The following is a 19,694-nucleotide window of genomic DNA, read 5'->3' on the forward strand; positions in this document are numbered from 1 at the left end:
GACCGGCTTTTGACCCCGTCGCCTCGCGCGCTCGTCCAGACTTTGCGGCGCAGACTTGGTCTCGGCACCGGGAGACCAGGACCACACGATTTCGCCGTGCGCATCGGATCGTTCGTCGGCATGATCGCTCACGCTGCAACCCGACACGCCCACCGCATCCCGCACTCCACGCTCGTGACGATCGCGAAACGCCCCTCAAGTGAGGCGGGATGCGAACACCATAGCACGGTATTCGGGAAAACGGAAGAAGAAAATTCGGATTTTCGAGGTATCGAGCCCGGCGATCACCGCGCGGTTCCGGGAGGCCGAAAGGATTAGTGTTGACTAATTCATTAGTCATAGCTATTGTTTGGCATGCTCCAACCCGAATCCATCACCACCGTCATGCGCGCCTTGGCCGACCCGACCCGCCGGGCGGTGTTCGAGCGCATCGTTGATGCCGACGAGATCACCGTAGTCGAGCTGACCCGCGGCAGCAGCGTCACGCAGGGGGCGATCTCGCAGCATCTGAAAGCCCTGAAGCAGGCCGGCCTGGTCTGCGAGCGACCCGAGGGGCGCAAGGTCTACTACCGTGCCGAGCCGCGCGGCCTCGCGCCGCTGGCCGACTGGATGAGCCATTACGGCGCGTTCTGGCGCGACCGCTTCGCCGATCTGAGGAAACTGCTGAAGGACATCGATCCATGAATCAAAACCTGAAGCCGGACACGCAGGCCATCGTGGTGGAGGAGATCTTCCCGCACGCGCCGGAGGTCATCTGGAAGGTGCTGACCAATGGCGACCTGATCGGCCGCTGGCTGATGGCGCCCACGGGGTTCGAGGCCGTGGTGGGGACGCGCTTCACCTTCCAGACCACGCCGGCCGGCGAATGGGACGGCAGGATTCATTGCGAGGTGCTGGAGGTCGTGCCGAACGAGCGGCTGTCCTACGCGTGGAAGGGCGGCCATGCCGGCAATGTCGGCTACGGCGCGCCGTTGGCGACCGTGGTCACCTTCACCCTTGCCAGAGCGGACAACGGCACGCGCCTGCGCCTCGTCCATTCCGGCTTCGTGCTGCCGGCCAACGAGACCGCGTATCGCAAGATGGGCGAGGGCTGGAAGACGGTGGTCAAGAAGCTCGATCAGCTCGTCACGGACGAGACATCGCTGCAGCGGCCGCATTGACGCACACGGAGAACCACCATGACCAACGTCTATGCCGGCGGCTGCGCCTGCGGCGCCGTGCGCTACGAAATCAAGGGGGAGCCTGTGGTGATGCTGGACTGCCAGTGCCGGCAATGCCAGCGCGACAGCGGCACCGGGCATCAGTCGCACCTCACCTTCGTAGCGGCGGAGGTGAAGGTCGACGGCGAAGTGTCGCACTGGCAGACGACCGGCGACGGCGGCACCGTGAAGCGCCGCGCCTTCTGTCCGACCTGCGGCTCGTCGATGCACATGACGTTTCCGGCGATGCCCGATGTGTTCATCGTGACGCCGGCAAGTCTCGATGATCCCAGCCGGTACCGGCCGCAGTTGGTGTCCTGGACCGCGGCCGGATACGCCTGGGATCACCTCGATCCGGCGCTGCCGAAATTCGAGAAGATGCCGCCGCGGTGAGTGGGGTGCTGCGGTGACAGGTCTGGATTATCGCCGCAGTCCTGTCGCGCATGACGTTTGATCTGTCGGACCAGATTGCTTCCACGTCGTCATGGCCGGGCTTGTTGTCCCGGCCATCCACGTCGTTCGGCGCACTCCGATGGACGTGGATGCCCGGGACAAGCCGGGGCATGACGGAGTAACAAATTGGCCGTGGTTCCTGCCGCGATGGGCTCATTCTTCTATGCGACGGACCTGACTTTGCCGCATCCTTCCTCCCAATGAAATTCAACGAGCCACAGACCCAAGACCCGCGCGCGGACGTTTAAGCTCCGGGACCGAAGCCGGTGTCTTGGAGATCCGCATGGCGCCAGAGCCTGCACAATCGACCGTCTACTTCGACGGCTCCTGCCCGCTGTGCCGGGCGGAGATCGGCTACTACAGCCGCACGGATCAGGCCGGCGCGCTGTGCTTCGTCGATGTCTCCAAACGGGGTGCCGAGACTCCGGAGGGGCTGACCCAAGGACAGGCGATGGCGCGGTTCCACGTGCGCGCAGCCGACGGGCGGCTGCTGTCGGGCGCGGCGGCCTTCGTCGAGGTCTGGCGCCGCCTGCCGCGCTGGCGCTGGGCGGCGCGGGTGGCTTCGCTGCCGGGCGTGCTCACTGTCCTGGAGTTGGGCTACCGGCTGTTTCTTCCCGCACGGCCGTTCATCTCTCGCGGTGTCGGGCATATCATGCGCCGCAAAGCTCCGGCTGAAGGGCCGCAACGCGGCGGAGCCTGACGCAGCGTCCGGCTGACCAACAAACCCGGGTGGTGCGATGTCGCAATTCCTGAACTGGTTCTTCCGCAACCGCGCCACCGGCGAGATCACGATTGCCCAGATGCCGAACCCGGCGCTGTGGATCGTGCTGGTGGGAAGCGTGGTCGGCTGGGTGTGGCACCCGCAAGGGCGAATGGGCGGCAATCTCGATTGCTTGGTCAAAGCCAGTCTGGTCGTCTGGGCGGTCGACGAGATCGCGCGCGGCGCCAATCCCTGGCGGCGCTGCCTCGGGGCGGCGGTGCTGGTCTATGTCGTTGCGAGCACGGCTTGAGGCTTCCTTGTGCTGGCCACGGCGCGGGATGGTATCATTGTCACTCCGCAGTCTCCTTGAAGTCCCTACGCGATCCGCGTATGTTTGATCCCAAAGACGTCATCGTGGAAGTCACCAATGCCGACCAAGACGTCATGTTGGTCGAGCTTCGCACGTCCGTGGGAACTGTATCGATCCTTGGCAGCGTCACGCTGGAGGGACGTGTTCTGCATATCCGTCGGGCTCACATCGACGGATTATCACCGGGAGCGCTCGGCCGTTGCGGCTTGAATGCGATCGGTCGCAAACTGCTGGACGAGGCCGATGCCGACCAAGTTTTCATTGAAGGAGGCACTCGCACGACAGGCCTCTTCAAAGGCCGGAGACCGCGGATCATCCGGTTTCCCCGCCCACCGGATTCTCCTGGAGGCGACTGATCTGTCTCGTCCGGTCGAACTGGCGAAAACGCTAGTTCGTTACGGACTGAGTCTGAAGCGCGCCCATGGTGCCATCGACCGGCTGGCGTCAGGAGAACGGGTTGCCGTCGAGGTCAAGGTCGACGACGTCGAGCAGATGATCAGCGGGCTTACCTCATTTGGCTTGAACTGCTCCGTCGCTCGCATCGGAGCTGTCGATGTCAAACAGATACGCGAGCAGCAGCAGTTGTCACAGACGGAGTTCTCTCTGCTGTACGGGCTCGACGAGCGCACGCTGCAGAATTGGGAGCAGCACCGCAATGAACCCGATGCACCTGCGCGCATATTGCTTAAGCTGATCGAGACGCATCCCGAGCTCGTGGTGGATGCCGTCTACGATCAGATGAAGACCGGCGGCGACCCTGCCTGAGGAAGGTCGACGTCGCATGGCAAGGCCTGGCCGCGCCCAGCGCGTCAGTCCTCGTCGTGCTCGGCTTCGTCGAGCTCCTCCAGCTCCTCGCTGGCGTGGTCGATCACGTCGATGGCCTGCTGGACCTCGATGAGGCTCTTCACCGCAGTTTCCGTTTCGCCCTTCTTGTAGCCGGCCGCAACGGCCTTGGCCAAATTCAGGCGCAGTTCGACCAGCACGTTGCGCGCGGTCAGGTAAACGTCGAGGTCGTTGTCGGCCATGGTGCTCCTCGTCAAGGCTGTCCGTCCGATTGGTAGCCGCAGCGTATGGCGGGCATGTGTCGGATCGGGCGTGCATCGGCTGATCGCCGTGGTGTCGCGGCCCCCTGAGGCGGGGCGGCCAGCCTTGGGGGGACGGCGCCATGGCGAGCCGGGTGCGCGGCGACGGCAGCTTCACTGAAGCTGCTCGCGTGTCGGCCAGGGCGGCGCGGTCCATAAGGTCTTCCAAGCTCCGTCTCCGCAATTGTCGAGGCGGTAGTCGACCCTGATCAGCGGCAGCTCCCTGGCATCAGGCGCGATCTTGTAGATGTGCCGGACTGCTCCCGTACACATGTCGTTTCCTCCGGTGGCCTCGAACACCTGGTCGTCCTTGTTCCAGGTGACGAAGCCGGCATTGTCGGCTGCCACGAAGCCGCGCTCCGGAGCCATCTTTGCGAGCTGCAGCAAGCGGGGGTGCCGGCTGTTCTGAAGGTCGAAGATCTCGTGCCATGTGATCGCGATCCCGGAGCAGGGCACGAGCACGAACCGCCTTTTCTCGATGAATAGGAAACGGACGGGCAGCGTCTTGAGATTTTCCTTGTATCGGCAGTAGGTCTGCTCGATCGCCCGCACGAGCTGCTTCGGCAGGAGGTCCGGATCGTGAATTTCGAATTCGCTTTGTCCCTTGAAGTCGATGCCGTCGAACTCGCTGTTCTCGATTTTCCTGATGTGTGAGGCTTCGTCGTCGCTCCGCGCGGGCGCGGCGACCGCCGCGACCAGACAGAGCGCGACCAGCAACGTCCGAAAGATGGAGAGGCGGTGTCCGTTCACTGGTATCCTCACCATGATCGAGATTATTCAGGCCCATCCGTGACCCTGGGGCAACGACGTCGCTGGCCGGATATAGGCGCTCAGCGCTGCGACGCCAGTTCCCTGACTGCGCATGCCGTGCCGGGCGCGGGTGATGCCGCGCGCTTGACCTGCATCAACTGACACGGGCGGCTGCTGACCGATGGTTGGGACGCGGGACGCTTGCCGCCACGGAAGCACAGCTTGACGAGTCCGACCGCAATCGATGATCCGAATGCTGCCGCGCCTCCGGAGCCACCGGGCGCCGCGCCGGTGTTTCGCGCACGCAAGCTCTCCAAGACCTATCGCATGGGCGAGGTCGAGGTGCATGCGTTGCGTGACGTCGATCTCGACATCTACGAGGGCGAGTTCGTGGTGCTGCTCGGCCCCTCCGGCTCCGGCAAGTCCACCTTGCTGAACATCCTGGGCGGGCTCGACAGTCCGACGTCTGGCGATGCGCAGTGGCGCGATCATCAGCTGGTCGGGGCCGATGACGCCGAGCTCACGCGCTACCGGCGCGAGCATGTCGGCTTCGTGTTCCAGTTCTACAATCTGATCCCGAGCCTGACGGTGCTCGAGAACGTCCAGCTGGTCACCGAGATCGCCGAGAGGCCGCTCGATCCGCTGGAGGTGTTGAAGCTCGTCGGCCTCGAGAATCGGATCGACCACTTTCCCTCGCAACTGTCCGGCGGCGAGCAGCAGCGGGTCGCGGTGGCCCGCGCCATTGTCAAGGCGCCCGATGTGCTCATGTGCGACGAGCCGACCGGCGCGCTCGACTACGAGACCGGCAAGGTCGTGCTGGCCGCGATCGCGCGCGCCAATCAACGGCTCGGCACCACCACCATCGTCATCACCCACAATGCGGCGATCGCCGGCATGGCCGACCGCGTGCTGCGGCTCGGCGGTGGCCGCATCGTCGGCGAGACGCGCAATCCGCGGCGGCTCTCGGCCGAGGAGGTGACGTGGTGAGCCTGCTCAACCGCAAGCTCTGGCGCGACGTCGGCGCCATGCGCGGGCAGGTGATCACGATCGCGCTGCTGGTGGCCGCGGGGGTCGCCGTGTTCGTCGGCTCGATCTCGACCTATCAATCGCTGCGCGACGGCTGCGAGCAGTTCTATGCGCAGGCGCAGTTTCCGCAGGTCTTCGTCACCTTGAAGCGCGCGCCGCTGACGCTGGTCCCGCGGCTCAACGCCATCGACGGGACCATGGCGGTCGAGCCGCGCATCGTGCGCGAGGTCATCGTCGACGCGCCGGCCGCGTCGCAGCCGGTGTCGGCGCGCCTCGTCTCGCTCAGCCGCGCCGGCGACGAGCCGCTGGCCCGGCTGCATCTGCGCCGCGGCACGGCGCCAGCGCCGGGTGATGCGCGCAGCGCCGCCGTCAACGAGGCCTTTGCCGAGGCCAACGGGGTGAAGCCGGGTGACGAAATCCGCGTGCTGCTCAACGGCCGGCTGCAGGCGTTCCGGGTCTCCGGCATCGCGCTGTCCTCGGAATATGTCTACGCCGTGCGGCCGGGATTGCCGATCCCGGACGATCGCCTCTACGCCATCCTGTGGGTCGACCGCAGCGCGGCCGAGGCCGCCTTCGACATGAAGGGCGCGTTCAACGACGCGGCGGTCGCGCTGGCGCCGGGGGCCGATGCGCAATCCGTCATCGAGGAACTCGACCGGCTGCTCGAGCCGTACGGCTCGATCGGCGCGATCGCGCGGCGCGACCAGCCGTCGAACCGGTTTCTCGAGGATGAGCTCAACCAGCAGAAGGTGATGTCGATCACCATCCCCATCATCTTCTTCGGCGTCGCCGCCTTCCTGCTCAACAGCGCGCTCGGGCGGCTGGTCGCGGCGCAGCGCGAGCAGATCGCGGCGCTGAAGGCGCTGGGGTTTCCGACCCCGGCGCTGACGCTGCATTATCTCGCGCTGATGCTGGTGATCGTGCTGATCGGCTCGCTGCTCGGCATCGCCGGCGGCTTTGGCTTCGGACAGGCGATGATCGCGAGCTATCACGGCTTCTTTCGCCTGCCGGAGCTGCCGTTCCGGCTTGCGCCCTGGGCGATCCTCGCGGGCATCGCGATCAGCGCCGCGGCCGGCTCGCTGGGCGTGATCACGGCGCTGCGGGCCGTCGTTGGCCTCGCGCCGGCGGAGGCGATGCGGCCGGCGATGCCGCTGGGCTTCCGCCGCTCCTGGATCGAACTGATGATGCCCGGCGGCGCGCGGCACGCGCGGCGGATGATGATGCTGCGCAACGTTGCAGGACGGCCATTCCGCTCGCTGTTCACCGTCGTCGGTATCGCCTTCGCGGTACCGATGATGGTGCTCGGGATCTTCTGGCGCGATGCGATCGGCGAGATGATCGAGCTCCAGTTCAATCTCGTCGAGCGCGGCAACGCCACGATCACCTTTCCGCATCCCGTGGATCGTGGCGTATTGCGCGATCTGGCGCGGCAGCCGGGCGTGCTCCTGGCCGAGGGCCAGCGTATCGTGCCGGTGCGGTTGCGCGCCGGCCACCGCAGCTACTTGACCTCGGTGATCGGCCTCGCGGCGACGGACGAATTGCGCCGGCCGCATGATGCCGCGCGCCGTCCGATCGTGGCGGCGCCCGACGGCATCACCTTGACACGGCGGCTCGCCGGGCGGCTGGCGCTCGGCGCCGGCGACCTCGTCACCGTCGAGGCGATGGAGGGCCGGCGGCGGCGGCGCGACGTCCCGGTCAGCGCCATCGTCGACGAGGCGATCGGGATGGCGTCCTACATGGACATCGACACGCTCAACCGCTTCACCGGCGAAGGCACGGTGATCTCGGCCGCCAGCCTGCATGTCGACCCGGCGGCGCTGGCCGCCCTCGGCACGCGGTTCAAGAGCCTGCCGATGATCGAATCCGTCTCGATGAAGGCCTATGCTGTCTCATCCTTCATCGACAAGATCGCGGGCCTCGTGTTCGTCACAGCGGGCATCCTCACCGGCTTCGCTGCGATCATCACCGTCGGCGTGGTCTACAACAGCGCCCGCATCAGCCTGCAGGAGCGGGCGTGGGAGCTCGCCAGCCTGCGCGTGCTCGGCTTCAGCCGCGGCGAGGTCGCGGGCATCCTGTTTAGTGAATTCGCGCTCGAGGTCGCGGTCGGGATTCCGCTGGGCCTGTTGCTGTCACGCGGCATCATCGCGCTGATCGCGCGGCTGCATTCCAGCGAGAGTTTTCAGATCCCCGGCGTGATCGCGCCGCGCACCTATCTGATCGCGACCGCAGTCGTGTTGGCCAGCGCCGCGATCAGCGCCATCATCGTCCGCAGGCGGGTCGACCGACTCGATCTGGTTGCTGCTCTCAAGACCAGGGAATGAGCATGCGTCCCGTGTTGCGCCGTCTCGTCATCGTGTCAGCGGGTCTCGCGGCCGCCGCGGTCGTCGCCTGGATCGTGATGCCGAGCCCCGTGCCGGTGGACACGGCCGCGGTGACGAAAGGACGCTTCGTTGCGACCGTGGAGGACGACGGCAAGACGCGCGTGCGCCAGCGCTATGTCGTGGCCGCGCCGCTCTCCGGCCGTCTCGGACGCATCCGCTTCAAGGCAGGCGACCAGGTTAGGGCCGACGAATTGGTCGCCACCATCATGCCGGCGCCGGCGCCGCTGCTCGATCCGCGCGCGCGCCGCGAGGTGGAGGAGCGGCTCGGCGCGGCCGAAGCGAACGTCGAGCGCGCGAAAGCGGTGGTGGCGCGGGCGCAGGCGCAGAGCGCGCAGGCGAGCGCCGATCTGGCGCGCACCACGGCGTTGGCCGCAAGCGGGGCTGCGACGGTGCAAGCCAAGGAGCGCGCCGAGCTCGCGCTGCGGATCGCCGAGCGGGATCTGCGCGCGGCCGAATATGTCGACCATGGCGCCGGGCACGAGCTCGATCAGCTTCGTGCGATGCTGGCGCGCTACGGCAGCAGCACCGATGCCGAAGTGCCGGCCGGCAGCTGGAACGTGACGGCGCCGGTCGGCGGTCTCGTGTTGAAATTGATCCAGGAAAGCGAGACCATGGTGCAGCCTGGATCGCCGCTGCTCGAGCTCGGCGATCCCCACGATCTCGAAGTGGTCGTGGACGTGCTCAGCACCGATGCGGTGGAGATCCGTCCCGGCGCCGACGTCACGATCGATCGCTGGGGCGGGGCGGGCCGCCTGTCGGGCCGGGTTCGCCGCGTCGAGCCGGCGGCCTTCACCAAGATCTCCACGCTCGGCGTCGAGGAGCAGCGCGTCAACGTGCTGATCGACATCGTCTCGCCGGCCGAGCAATGGCAGCGGCTCGGCGACGCCTATCAACTCGATGCGCAGATCGTCGTCTTCACCCAGGACGATGCGACCATCGTGCCGACCGGCGCGCTGTTCAGGCGCGGCGACGACTGGTCGGTGTTCGTGCTGAAGGACGGGCGTACCGAGCTGCGAAAATTGCGGATCATCCGCCGCTCCGGCCGCTTCGCGGCCGTGGCCGAGGGCGTCGCCGTCGGCGATATCGTGATCATCTATCCCAGTGACCGCGTCGCTGACGGCGTCAAGGTCGCACCGCGCTGACACGCTGCGCCCAGGTAGGCTCAGCGCTGCGACGCCAGCTCCCGCAGCCGCGCGTGCCGCGCCAGGGCATGCGCGACCAGGCTGTCCATCAGCGCGGGCTGGGGCAGGCCGGTGGCTTCCCACATCTTCGGGTACATGCTGATGTTGGTGAAGCCGGGCAGGGTGTTCACCTCGTTGACGTAGACCTCGTCGCCGCGGACGAAGAAATCGACGCGCGCCAGGCTCTCGCAGCAGAGCGCGTTGAACACCTCGACCGCCATCTGGCGGAGGCGCGCGGCGAGCGCCGGCTCGACCTGCGCCGGGACGTGCAGCGAGGCGCCCGAGGCGTCCGTGTATTTCGCCTCATAGGAATAGAATCCGTGGCTGTCCGCCGGCACGATCTCGCCGAGCTCGGAGGCCGAGACCTCGCCGCCGGCGTGCTCCAGCACGGCGCATTCGATCTCGCGCACCGGCGCGATGCAGCGCTCGATCAGAATCTTGCGGTCGAAACGCAGCGCGAGCGTGCAGGCGGCGTCGAATTCGGCGGCGTTGCGGGCCTTGGAGATGCCGACGGAGGAGCCGAGATTGGCCGGCTTGACGAACAGCTCGGACGAGCCCACGGCCTGAACGGCGGCGTCATAGCTCACCGGGGCCGCGGCGGTCATCGTGACGAACGGCACGATCGGCAGGCCGGCGTCGCGCAAGAGCCGCTTGGCGACGTCCTTGTCCATCGCCACCGCCGACCCCAGCACGCGCCCGCCGACATAGGCGACATCGGCCAGTTCGAGCGCGCCCTGCACGGTGCCGTCCTCGCCGTTCGGGCCGTGCAGCACCGGAAAGATCACATCGAAGGCAAGCTCGCGCGGCGCGGCGGCGCTGCTGTCGACGACGAGCGCGCGGCCCTGGCCGGCGGGCAGCAGCACGATGGCAGGTGCGTCCGCCGGCACAGTCAATGCGGTCGAGGTGGCATCATTGGCCGCGTCGGCGAGCACCCAGCGACCATCGGGCGTGATGCCGATCAGGGTGACGGCGTAGCGGCTCGCATCGAGCGAGCGGAAGATGTTGGCGGCCGATGCCCGGGAGACGTCGTGCTCGGCCGAGCGCCCTCCGAACAGGATCGCCACGCGCGTTTTCGTCTCTGTCATCGTCATCCAGTCCTGGCCTTGCGGTGCGCGACCGTAGCGCGCCGGGCCCGCGCGTGGCAATTCCGGCCGCGTCCTCTCGCGGACGCCGTCAGCGCCTTGGCATCTGACTTGGCACCGGACTTGGCATCTGACTTGGCATCTGATCGTCCGAGCACGTTGAAGTCGTCCCGCCGGCATGCATGCAGCTGCGATAGAGTGGTGGCGCGATGAAGCGGCCGGACCAGATGCCGCGGCTGCCGCGGCGCGCGGCGAGCTGGTCGGGCGCATAGGCGCCGTGAGAATATTGCGGCTCCTCGATGGCGAGCCCGCGCGACACCAGGAATTGGCCGAGATCGGTGCCCCCGGCGGAGCAGCGCGCGACGATGCGGCCGTAGCGGTCGCCTTCGATCGGCGCGCAGCGCACCGTCTTGCCGCGCGTGAAGGCGTCCAGCGTATTGGCGGACAGCGCGCCACAACGGTATGCCTTGCGATCGCGCCCGCGGCAGAGCTGCGCGCTTTCGGGCGCATCGACGCCCCACAGCCGGATGCGTTCGCCATGAATGTCCAGCGTATCGCCATCGACGATGCTGACGCGGCCGACCAGGTCGCGCGCGGAGGCGGGAGACGCCGTCGCGAGCAACAGCGCGACGCAGGCGAGGCGGGGGAGACGAGATCGCAAGATGGCATCCGCGGAAAAGAGGTTGTCGTGTCGCCGCAGCGAATCGGACGCTGCGCGCGATCTGACATAGCAGAGCCTATTCGTGCGATTGTGTGGCTGATGGGTCCAGAAGGGCCGGCGGGCGACGCGCATGCGCGGTGACGTCTGCGCTGCCGGCAGCGCTCTCGAAACGTCAGCGCTCGCTCAGATTGGCCGCACGCGCGGCGCGCTCGACCTCGGCCGCCAGCGTGCTCAGATGTTCGGCAAGACGCGCGAACAGCTCGCGCTTGTCGCGATCGGTGGCGAGATCACGGATCAGCGCGCATTCGGCCGCATCCGCCCGCAGTTTGTCCGGCTGGGTGATCAACTCTGACATGTTTCGCTTCCCTGCCGCGCCGGCAAGATTTCGAAACGACGAGGGCTCCGCATTGTTCCGGGTCTCTCGAAAAATTTGCTCATCGCCAGATTCGAATACCTCTGCGCACGATCGGTCGTTGCGCGGTCGGATGCGCATCTCTATCGCTCGCCGGGCCACCATGTCGACGCCGGATGCGCGGCCGAGATCTTGGTCTCGCGCAACGCCACCAGCGCGCTACGCTTGTAGGGGCGGCCGGTTCGCCGCGAGCAATCCTGGCAGCGCATGTAGCGTTCGAGCTCGTGGATCGGCGTGGTCTTGGCGCGCCTGATGATGTCGAGCGCGACGGTCTGGTTGGTGTCGCAGCCCAGGCAGCGCACTTCGAGATAGTAGTAGCCGGCATTGAGCGCATCGCCGAGCAGCGGCGACGGTTGCGCCGGTCCCTTGTAGCCGAGCATGCGCTTGTTCCAGGCGTCGCAGGCGAGGCGATCCGCCTGCTTGCGCGCACGCGCGGCCTGCTCCTGCGCGATGCGGATGCCGGCCCCATAAAGTCTCTCGCGCGATTTCGTCGTCATGGCGCGCCATGATCGGCGCTGCGGCGCTCAGCTTCAAGCCGCTAGAATTAGCGCGGCAGGCGCTGCCGGCTACAAGCTCTCAGGCGCGGAGCGTTCTGATACCGTCTGCGCGCACGCCATTTCGAATCGCGGTGCTCTGCGCACGAGGGCGGCCAGGCGGCGCGCGTAACAGGTCGTCATCAGCACCACGTTCCGCTCGCGGCTGAGATCGTGACGCGGCCATCCGGTTCCCACCGCATCGCCAACTCCATGGCGCGCCTAAACGCAGAGCACTGAGAAAGGTTCCAAAAATTTTGGCTTCTCCCGGCAGTTCCTGCAGCTTGTTCCCATCAGCGTGCGGCGATAGACCTTGCGCTCGGGGTCAATCGTGCGCGCGGGTCGGAGTTTTTCAGATTGGATCGTTCGGAGCAGACCGTGGTCGGCGACCGCGTTCCTGCTCACCACGCTGGCCGTCGCGATGGCGACCGGCGGGCGTATCGCGCTCGATGCCGCCGGCGCCACACTGACTTACGCGACGTTCTATCCGGCAGTGGTGTTCGCGGCCCTGTTCGGCGGAATTCCTGCCGGCGTCTTTGCTGCATGGCTCTCCGCGACAGTCGTCCTCGTCGGATTCACCGACCGGCCCGATCATACCGAGGCCGTCAATCTCATCGGCTTTCTGAGCACGGCGGCGCTGGTGATCTGGCTTTCGCATCTGTGCCGCCGCGCGCTCGCGGAGCTGAAGCACAGCGAGCAGTCGCGCGAGCTGCTGCTCGGCGAACTCCGACACCGCGTCAACAATCAGCTCGCGGTGTTCCAGGCCATCGTCCGCTCGAGCCTGTCGGGGGAGGATCGCGCCAAGGGCGAGGCGATCGCGATGCGGCTCGACGCCGTGGCGCGCGCGAACACGCTGGCCTGGTCGGATCACCGCCGCATGAGCCTGCGCATGCTGATCGAGGCCGAGCTGCAGCCCTATCGCGAGTCCGGCGTGGTGATGGTGGACGGGCAGGATGTCCCGCTAGGCGGCGAGGCGGCGCGCAACCTCGCGCTGGTGCTTCATGAGCTGGCGACCAACGCCGTCAAATACGGCGCGCTGCGCGGCGAGGGCGGGCGGCTCGAGGTGCAGCTCGCACAGGACGGCGGCCGCAGCACCGTGACCTGGCGCGAGCTGTGTCCGCACCCGATCGCGCCGCCGCCGGGCGAGGGGTTCGGCACGCGCATGATCCGCGCGAGCCTTGCGGCGATCGGCGGCAGCATCGAGCAGGATTTCCGCGAGGAGGGCCTGCTCTGCCGCATCCGCTTCGAGCCGGCGGTGTGATGCCGCAGAGCGCGAGGCCGTGAGGGCTGAGTTCCTCGTGCCGCCGCAACACCGCGTATCCGCCGTGCCCGGACATGGGTCCCATGCGAAACGGGCGCTCGGCTGTCGCGTATGTATCAGATGGATCGACGCGACATGATGCTGCTGGCCGGGCTGCTGCTGATCACGATCATCATCACCTGGTTCGGCACCGAATATGTCATCAACCATGTCGTCATCCCCCTGGTCGATGGCGACAGGCCGACGGCGCCCGACATGCCGTCGCCCTAGCATCCGCGCGAGAGGCCTTGTTTGTCCGCGGCGCGGAACGAGGCCTGGCTTGATCGCGCGCCGGAAACCCTCCACCATTGCTGCATGACGCGCGAGGCAACGGCGCGCACACGGGCAGGGAGAGACGCGATGAAATGCTGGGAGCTGCAGGGGCCGGGCGGGATCGATGCGCTGGCGCTGGTGGACAAGCCGGTCCCGCAGCCGGGCCGCGGCGAGGTGCTGGTGCGGCTGACGGCTGCGAGCATCAACTATCGCGACCTCCTCACCGTACGCGGCGGCTACGGCTCGCGGCAGAAATTTCCGCTGGTGCCGCTGTCGGACGGCGCCGGAATCGTCGAGGCGGCGGGCGAGGGCGTCGCGGCCTTCACGGCGGGCGATCGCGTCACCGGCAGCTTCTTCGAGAGCTGGACCGGAGGCGAGCCGAGCGAGACCAAGATGCGCGCGGCGCTTGGCGGCGCCGTCGACGGCGCGCTGACGGAATATCGCATCTTTCCCGCGCACGCGCTGGTGAAGACGCCGGCCCATCTCAGCGACATCGAAGCCGCGTGCCTGCCTTGCGCGGGCGTCACCGCCTGGAGCGCGGTGATGAAGCTCGGCGGCATCAGGCCGGGGCAGACGGTGCTGACGCAGGGCACCGGCGGCGTGTCGATCTTCGCCCTGCAAATTGCCAAGATGGCCGGCGCGCGGGTGATTTCGACGTCGTCGAGCGAGGAGAAGATCGAGCGGCTCAGGGCGCTCGGCGCCGACGTCACGCTGAACTACAAGACCACGCCGGACTGGGGCAAGAAGGCGCGCGAGATCACCGGGCAGGGCGTCGATCTCGTCGTCGAGGTGGGCGGCGTCGGCACGCTCAACGAGTCGATCCGCGCGACGAAGATCGGCGGCACCATCGCCTTCATCGGCGTGCTCGCCGGCGCGCCGGCGTCCGAGCTGCGCCTGCCGTTGATGGTGATGCAGCAGCAGCGGCTGCAGGGCGTCACGGTCGGCTCAGTCGACGATCTGCAGGCGTTCGCGCACGCGCTGGCGCAGCATCAGGCCAGGCCGGTGGTCGATCGCGTGTTTGCCTTCGCCGACGCGCGCGAGGCGTTCCACTACATGTCGAGCGGCGCGCATTTCGGCAAGGTGGCGATTGCGATCGGGGAATGAGCGACCACGCTGCTGTTCGCGACTGCTGCATTGAAGCGAGACGGAGCTGTTAGTCATTTTCTCCGCCGTCATTCCGGGGCGCGTCGCGCAGCGGCGCGAGCCCGGAATCCATAGCCACAGGCAGATATCGTGACGTGAGATGGCCGCGGCTCTTGTCGTCACCACATGACCCGTCGTGGCTATGGATTCCGGGCTCGTCGCTTCGCGCCGCCCCGGAATGACGCGCGGAGAGAGACGGGCGGCCCATTAGAGCCACGATCAGGGCAGCGGCGGAATGCTCTCGATGCCGATCTTGACGAGGAACGAACCGTTGCGTTCGTGCAATAAGCGCACCCCATTTCGAGTGGTGCGCGGAGCCCCTGGATCGCTTCGCTGGCGCTCGCGATGACGGAGCTTTTGGAGCGTTCGGTGGCCGCCACGGCCGTCATTGCGAGCGCAGTGAAGCAATCCAGACTGTTTGCTCAGGGCTGCGGCCTTAGGGTGGGCAAAGGCGCCGCCGTGCCCACCGTTTTGCGGCGGAGTATGCCGCCTGATGGTGGGCACGCTGCCGCCTTTCGGCGGCCGCTTTGCCCACCCTACGCTTTCATCAACTGATCAGTTCGCCGGCATGCTCTTCTCGACCAGCTTCACCCAATAGGAGGCGCCGGCGCTGAGGATGTTGTCGTTGAAGCGGTAGGCCGGGTGGTGGCACTCGTTGCCCGGGCCCATGCCGATGAAGACGAAGGCGCCGGGGCGGGCTTCGAGCATGAAGGCGAAATCCTCGCCGCCCATCAAGGGAATGGCGCGGTCGTTGACGCGCTCGGAGCCGGCGACCTCGCGGGCGACGTCGGCGGCGAAGGCGGCCTGCGCCGGGTGGTTCATCGTGACCGGATATTTGCGCTCGTAGATCGCTTCCGCCGTGCCGCCATAGGCGCGCGCGGTGGCCTCGGCGACCTCGACGATGCGCTTCTCGACGAGATCGCGGATCTCCGGATCGAGCGTGCGGACGGTGCCGAGCATTTCGACCGTCTCGGGGATCACGTTGAATGTGGTGCCGCCATGGATCGAGCAGATCGAGATCACAGCCGACTTCAAGGGATCGACGTTGCGGGCGACGATCGACTGCAGCGCGTTGACGATCTGCGAGGCGATCAGGATGCTGTCGACCGCGCGATGCGGGCCGGCGCCGCCATGGCCGCCCTTGCCGGTGACCTTGATATGGATCGCGTCGGCCGAGGCGAGCATCGCGCCGGGCGAAATCTCGAAATGGCCTTCCGGCACGCCCGGCATGTTGTGCATGCCATAGACCTCCTGGATGCCCCAGCGGGTCATCAGGCCGTCATCGACCATCGCCTTGCCACCAGCGCCGCCTTCTTCCGCCGGCTGGAAGATCACGATCGCGGTGCCGTCGAAATTGCGCGTCTCGGCGAGATGTTTCGCCGCGCCCAGCAGCATCGCGGTGTGGCCGTCATGGCCGCAGGCATGCATCAGCCCGGGCGTCTTCGACGCGTAGGGCACGCCCGAGGTTTCCTCGATCGGCAGCGCGTCCATGTCGGCGCGCAGGCCGATGGTCCGGCCCGAGCCCGCGTTGCGGCCGCGGATCACGCCGACCACGCCGGTGCGGCCGATGCCGGTCACGACCTCGTCGCAGCCGAATTCGCGCAGCTTGTCGGCGACGATGCCGGCGGTGCGATGCACCTCGTACAGCAGCTCGGGGTTTTCATGGAAGTCGTGACGCCACGCGGCCATTTCGTCGGAAAGCGCGGCAATGCTGTTGATGATGGGCATGAGAAAAGAACTGCTCGCTGGAGGATTGTCGCCGTCGCGGCAGGCACGGCCGAAACGGCCGCGCGGTCACCGCGCGATCGGGGCCGACTATGGCCCGCGCGAAAAACCCAGGCAAGCAGCCGCCGGCGATGGCGCCATGCGAGGATGCAAGGGCACCGTGGACCGGTCATGCAGGGTGTTCCGGATTTCGGAACGCGCGCGTCAGGCGAAGCAGGGCGGGGTCGGCACGCGCGGATATTTGTGCTCCGGCGCCACGTCGAGACGGAAGGCCCGCAGCTTCGGTTCCTCCCACGCCGCCAACGGCGTTCCGCAGACGCCACAGTCGAAGCGGCCGGCGGCGCCGGCTGCGGATGTGGATTCCGCGATCTCATAGACCGCACGGCAATGGGGGCAGGTCACGCTGGATATCTTCATGGGCTCATCCTGGCATGCATCGCGATCGCACGTCCTTGAACCAGATCAATGCGGGTTTGGATCCCGCGGAACCGCAGGCGACGCGATCACGCCTCCTCGGGCTGCCACGGCGTCGGTGCCTTCGTGAACGCGCGCCAGGCGTCACGGAGCGGCTGTTCGACGCCGGCCATCGCATGCGCGTGCCAGCCGGTGATCGCGGCGGCCGCGATCGCAGCATCCGTCGACGTTGTGCCGAGGCTGTCGATGACGCCGGCGGTCACCGCCATGTCGTTGTAGTGGCCGAGCTCCTCCTGCAGGCCGGCGAGCGACCTGGCGTATCGCCTGGCCGGCTTGCTCGCACCATAGAGCGGCAGCAGGAAGTCGATGCTGTAGCGCAGCTTCTTCAGCACCAGGCGCAGCCGGTGGCGGCGCTCGGCCGGCAGCGTCTTGAAATGGCGGCCGCGCTTGAGCACCTTCTGATGCCGCTCCGACAGCACGTGGCCGGCGAAATCGATCGCGGGTCCCGCGAGCCGTCCGAGCACGTCGGGCGAGACGTCGTTGCGCCAGCCCCGTGTCGCGATCCAGCCGCCGAGCCCGAGCACGAAGGAGGTGCTGCGGCGTTCGGCCAGCGCGACGCGCAGCTTGCGATAGGCGAGCTCGCGCTGGCGTTCGGCGAGCCCCTGCAGCGTCTCGAAACCGGCGACGGTCGGACAGGCCTCCGCGATGTCCGGCAGCGTCTGCGTCAGGAACACGTCGAGATCGCGCGCGGCCGACAGGTTCTGCGCCAGCCAGCGCGCATCGGCCTCCAGACCTTGCAGTGTCGCTGAGGTGCCGAGCGGCCGCATCAGATGCAGCGCCGCGCGCAGCCGGCGCAGCGCCACGCGCAGCTGATGCACGCCTTCAGGATCGCGGCCGTCTTCGGCCGCGGGCATCGCCTGCAGCAGATGATGGAAGCTGCTGCGCAGGATGACGGCGAAGGCTTCGTCGAGCGACACCGCCGGATCGAGGCGCGGTTTGCGCGGCTTCTCGGCACCCGGCGCCTTGCCCGCTGCGAGATCGAAGCCGCGGGCTGATTTGCTGCGGATCGACGGCCGCACCGTGCCGTGCTCGGCCAGGCGAAGGGCGGTCTCGTAGATCGTGGCCGGGTCGCCGCTCTTCAGCTCCAGCTCGATCTCGCTGACCTCTTCGCTGTCATCGCCGGCTTTGATGATGCCGCTGTCGAATGCAATCTCGAGTACCGCGCCGGGCAGGTCGAGCAGCCGCGCGTGACGATGGACATCGGCCGTGAACACCGCCTGCAGCGGTGCATCCGTCACCGCCGCGCGCAGTTCCTCGGGAAGCAAGGCGGCCGCCAGCGCCGCATCGGGCGCGATCGAGGTCACGCTCGCCTCCCACTCGCCGCGCTTGAGCGGATCGTCGCTGTGCTGCGCCTTCACGGTCTGGACGAAGCGCGTGCCGCTCTGGCGCACTCGCAGCGTGAAGCCGTTCTTCCACAACGTGCGCTTCGGCGTGTCGTAGTAGACAGATTTGAGATGCTTGCGCGTGCCCTTGTTGCGCGCATGCGCGACCACGATCGGCGCGTGATGAAAATCGGCGAGCTGATCCGGTGCGACCAGCAGCTTCAGCTCGATCTCTTCGCCTGCATTCGCGGGGTCCGGCAAGGCCGGAGGGGCCGCATCTGCCGGGTTCTCCGCAGCGATCGGCTCCGAACCATCGTGAGACGGACCCGACGTCCCGGCTGCATCAGCCGTGTCGCTGCCTGCGGACGTGCCTGCGCCGGATGCGGCCGCCGCACGATCGCTGCTTTGCATCGGCGTCGCTGCGCCTGAATCCGCCATGTGTCGCTTCTGCAAAGGTTTGATGACCGTCATTCACACATAACCGAGCCCATATGAAAGAGACAGCATGAATTGCTCAGCGTGATGACAGAGACGGCGCGCAAGGCTCAGCCGGCAAGTTCATTTTCCATCGTCGCATCAATGGGCAATCCGTCTTGCTGCACAGGATCTGGCTCACGAAAAAATGTCCGGTGCAGGCGGCCGGCACGCCGATGCCGCCCGACGGCATGGGAACTTCAGATCCATCCCGTCAGCATCAGGCGCGTCCCGAGGAAGATCGCGGCCGCCGCGGTGGCGAGGCTCGCCGCTGCGACGAGGTTGCGGCCGCGGCGCGCCAGCGCGCGCGAGCGCTCCCGCGGGTCCTGCGCCGGGTCCATCGGCGCGCGGCGGCGACGGTGGCGAACGGCGTGAACCCACAGGGCCAGCGCAGCAGCGCCGGCCAGGACTGCGAAGACGGTCGCAACGCCGGCCGCAAAACCGAGATCGACCCCAACGCCCTCCAGCATCGCGCGGAGATGCACCGCGAAACGCGCCAGCAAGGTCGCCGCGTAGTCCGCCGCTGCGGCGCCGGTGTACAGCAGCACCGCCGTCCAGACGACGGCGGCCGCCGCGATCAGCAGCGACGTCAGCACCGCCAAGCCGTCGCCGGCCATGAAGCCGATCGAGGCGGCGATCAGCGCCAGCGCCGGCATGACATTGCCCATCGGAATCGGAAGAATAATCGTCACGGCCATCAGCAGCAGCGGCAGCGCCAGCAGCATGCGCGCGCTGCGTCCGGTCAGCCAGACCAAGCGGTCTTCGCGCAGGCCGCGCTCGGCAAATCCGGCCCAGTCGAGCCCGGCGCGGATCACCTTGCGCAGCAGCCGCTGCGGCACCGGTCGCCGCCGCAAGGTCTCCGGCAGCCACAGCCGCTCGGCGCCGAACAGGATCTGCAGCGCGACCAGCGCCACCAAGGTGCCGAACACCATGCCGAACGGTCCCGGCAGCGGGAGCAGCGCCGGGATCGTCAGCAGCAGCAAGGTCAGGCCAAGGCCCTCCGCCTCGAGGCGGTCGAACAACTCGCCGACCGACGGCTCCTCCGAGCGCACGGTGCGTGCGATCGCGAGCAGCCGCCGGCTGATCGGCCCGTTGTGGCGGCGTGGCCCGGACGAGACCTCATCGTTGGATGCGACGTCGTTCATTGCCACGC

General features: G+C 67.4%; 22 protein-coding genes. 12 read left to right on the plus strand and 10 right to left on the minus strand.

Annotation, left to right across the window (positions count from 1 at the left end):
• Positions 1 to 354 precede the first annotated feature (354 nt).
• The 6 genes from ACQR1L_RS13570 to ACQR1L_RS13595 all read left to right on the plus strand — a co-directional run bounded on the left by ACQR1L_RS13570 (position 355) and on the right by ACQR1L_RS13595 (position 3,487).
• The gene (locus tag ACQR1L_RS13570) at positions 355 to 684 is read left to right on the plus strand and encodes an ArsR/SmtB family transcription factor (protein ID WP_434858459.1); all 330 of its coding nucleotides are present in this window, start codon (positions 355 to 357) and stop codon (positions 682 to 684) included.
• Complete coding sequence (locus ACQR1L_RS13575; protein ID WP_434858460.1) at positions 681 to 1,160, plus strand: SRPBCC family protein; 480 nt, start codon at positions 681 to 683, stop codon at positions 1,158 to 1,160. The genes ACQR1L_RS13570 and ACQR1L_RS13575 overlap by 4 nt, the downstream gene beginning before the upstream one ends.
• Positions 1,161 to 1,178: 18 nt before the next feature.
• Positions 1,179 to 1,592: a GFA family protein gene (locus tag ACQR1L_RS13580; RefSeq protein ID WP_434858461.1), complete on the plus strand. Its 414-nt coding sequence runs from the start codon at positions 1,179 to 1,181 to the stop codon at positions 1,590 to 1,592.
• 343 nt (positions 1,593 to 1,935) lie between these two features.
• Positions 1,936 to 2,352 carry a thiol-disulfide oxidoreductase DCC family protein gene (locus ACQR1L_RS13585; protein WP_434858462.1) on the plus strand — a complete coding sequence of 139 codons (417 nt, stop codon included), beginning with the start codon at positions 1,936 to 1,938 and terminating at the stop codon, positions 2,350 to 2,352.
• A 37-nt stretch (positions 2,353 to 2,389) separates the two neighbouring features.
• Positions 2,390 to 2,662, plus strand: a complete 273-nt coding sequence (locus ACQR1L_RS13590) for a hypothetical protein (protein ID WP_434858463.1) — start codon at positions 2,390 to 2,392, stop codon at positions 2,660 to 2,662.
• A 303-nt stretch (positions 2,663 to 2,965) separates the two neighbouring features.
• Entirely contained in the window at positions 2,966 to 3,487 is a 522-nt protein-coding gene (locus tag ACQR1L_RS13595) for a helix-turn-helix domain-containing protein (protein ID WP_434858464.1), read from the plus strand.
• Between the two features lie 44 nt (positions 3,488 to 3,531).
• Here ACQR1L_RS13595 and ACQR1L_RS13600 read toward each other — a convergent pair whose 3' ends face one another.
• Both ACQR1L_RS13600 and ACQR1L_RS13605 read right to left on the minus strand, forming a co-directional pair.
• Entirely contained in the window at positions 3,532 to 3,747 is a 216-nt protein-coding gene (locus ACQR1L_RS13600; protein WP_434858465.1) for a hypothetical protein, read from the minus strand.
• Between the two features lie 171 nt (positions 3,748 to 3,918).
• Positions 3,919 to 4,554, minus strand: coding sequence for a hypothetical protein (locus tag ACQR1L_RS13605; protein ID WP_434858466.1), 636 nt, complete (start codon positions 4,552 to 4,554; stop codon positions 3,919 to 3,921).
• 327 nt (positions 4,555 to 4,881) lie between these two features.
• On the opposite strand from ACQR1L_RS13605, the gene ACQR1L_RS13610 reads away from it, so the two are divergent.
• From ACQR1L_RS13610 to ACQR1L_RS13620, 3 genes are read left to right on the plus strand one after another with little or no spacing between them, the layout of a single operon-like run.
• Entirely contained in the window at positions 4,882 to 5,541 is a 660-nt protein-coding gene (locus ACQR1L_RS13610; RefSeq protein ID WP_434858778.1) for an ABC transporter ATP-binding protein, read from the plus strand.
• Entirely contained in the window at positions 5,535 to 7,901 is a 2,367-nt protein-coding gene (locus tag ACQR1L_RS13615) for an ABC transporter permease (protein WP_434858467.1), read from the plus strand. The genes ACQR1L_RS13610 and ACQR1L_RS13615 overlap by 7 nt, the downstream gene beginning before the upstream one ends.
• Before the next feature lie 2 nt (positions 7,902 to 7,903).
• Complete coding sequence (locus ACQR1L_RS13620; protein ID WP_434858779.1) at positions 7,904 to 9,103, plus strand: efflux RND transporter periplasmic adaptor subunit; 1,200 nt, start codon at positions 7,904 to 7,906, stop codon at positions 9,101 to 9,103.
• 20 nt (positions 9,104 to 9,123) lie between these two features.
• Here ACQR1L_RS13620 and ACQR1L_RS13625 read toward each other — a convergent pair whose 3' ends face one another.
• The 4 genes from ACQR1L_RS13625 to ACQR1L_RS13640 all read right to left on the minus strand — a co-directional run bounded on the left by ACQR1L_RS13625 (position 9,124) and on the right by ACQR1L_RS13640 (position 11,794).
• Positions 9,124 to 10,227 carry a D-alanine--D-alanine ligase family protein gene (locus ACQR1L_RS13625; RefSeq protein WP_434858468.1) on the minus strand — a complete coding sequence of 368 codons (1,104 nt, stop codon included), beginning with the start codon at positions 10,225 to 10,227 and terminating at the stop codon, positions 9,124 to 9,126.
• An 88-nt stretch (positions 10,228 to 10,315) separates the two neighbouring features.
• Entirely contained in the window at positions 10,316 to 10,888 is a 573-nt protein-coding gene (locus ACQR1L_RS13630; protein ID WP_434858780.1) for a thermonuclease family protein, read from the minus strand.
• A gap of 169 nt (positions 10,889 to 11,057) precedes the next feature.
• On the minus strand, positions 11,058 to 11,240 hold the full coding sequence (locus ACQR1L_RS13635) for a hypothetical protein (protein ID WP_434858469.1): 183 nt from the start codon (positions 11,238 to 11,240) through the stop codon (positions 11,058 to 11,060).
• Positions 11,241 to 11,380: 140 nt separating this feature from the next.
• Positions 11,381 to 11,794, minus strand: a complete 414-nt coding sequence (locus tag ACQR1L_RS13640; protein ID WP_009028865.1) for a hypothetical protein — start codon at positions 11,792 to 11,794, stop codon at positions 11,381 to 11,383.
• A 367-nt stretch (positions 11,795 to 12,161) separates the two neighbouring features.
• Here ACQR1L_RS13640 and ACQR1L_RS13645 point away from each other — a divergent pair, with 367 nt between their 5' ends.
• The 3 genes from ACQR1L_RS13645 (at position 12,162) to ACQR1L_RS13655 (ending at position 14,507) form a co-directional block, all read left to right on the plus strand.
• Positions 12,162 to 13,091, plus strand: a complete 930-nt coding sequence (locus ACQR1L_RS13645) for a sensor histidine kinase (protein WP_434858470.1) — start codon at positions 12,162 to 12,164, stop codon at positions 13,089 to 13,091.
• Positions 13,092 to 13,226: 135 nt separating this feature from the next.
• Positions 13,227 to 13,361 (plus strand): hypothetical protein, encoded by a 135-nt coding sequence (locus ACQR1L_RS13650; protein ID WP_434858471.1) that lies wholly within the window; start codon positions 13,227 to 13,229, stop codon positions 13,359 to 13,361.
• A gap of 129 nt (positions 13,362 to 13,490) precedes the next feature.
• Positions 13,491 to 14,507, plus strand: a complete 1,017-nt coding sequence (locus tag ACQR1L_RS13655) for a zinc-dependent alcohol dehydrogenase family protein (RefSeq protein ID WP_434858472.1) — start codon at positions 13,491 to 13,493, stop codon at positions 14,505 to 14,507.
• 594 nt (positions 14,508 to 15,101) lie between these two features.
• On the opposite strand, the gene ACQR1L_RS13660 is transcribed toward ACQR1L_RS13655, so the two are convergent.
• The 4 genes from ACQR1L_RS13660 to ACQR1L_RS13675 all read right to left on the minus strand — a co-directional run bounded on the left by ACQR1L_RS13660 (position 15,102) and on the right by ACQR1L_RS13675 (position 19,692).
• Positions 15,102 to 16,274, minus strand: coding sequence for a M20 aminoacylase family protein (locus ACQR1L_RS13660; RefSeq protein WP_434858473.1), 1,173 nt, complete (start codon positions 16,272 to 16,274; stop codon positions 15,102 to 15,104).
• Between the two features lie 201 nt (positions 16,275 to 16,475).
• Positions 16,476 to 16,688, minus strand: coding sequence for an MJ0042-type zinc finger domain-containing protein (locus ACQR1L_RS13665; protein ID WP_434858474.1), 213 nt, complete (start codon positions 16,686 to 16,688; stop codon positions 16,476 to 16,478).
• 86 nt (positions 16,689 to 16,774) lie between these two features.
• Positions 16,775 to 18,505, minus strand: a complete 1,731-nt coding sequence (locus tag ACQR1L_RS13670; protein WP_434858475.1) for a CHAD domain-containing protein — start codon at positions 18,503 to 18,505, stop codon at positions 16,775 to 16,777.
• A 236-nt stretch (positions 18,506 to 18,741) separates the two neighbouring features.
• Complete coding sequence (locus tag ACQR1L_RS13675; RefSeq protein WP_434858476.1) at positions 18,742 to 19,692, minus strand: exopolysaccharide biosynthesis protein; 951 nt, start codon at positions 19,690 to 19,692, stop codon at positions 18,742 to 18,744.
• Positions 19,693 to 19,694: the final 2 nt, after the last annotated feature.

Source organism: Bradyrhizobium sp. HKCCYLR20261, from assembly GCF_051168435.1.
Taxonomy (GTDB): Bacteria; Pseudomonadota; Alphaproteobacteria; order Rhizobiales; family Xanthobacteraceae; genus Bradyrhizobium.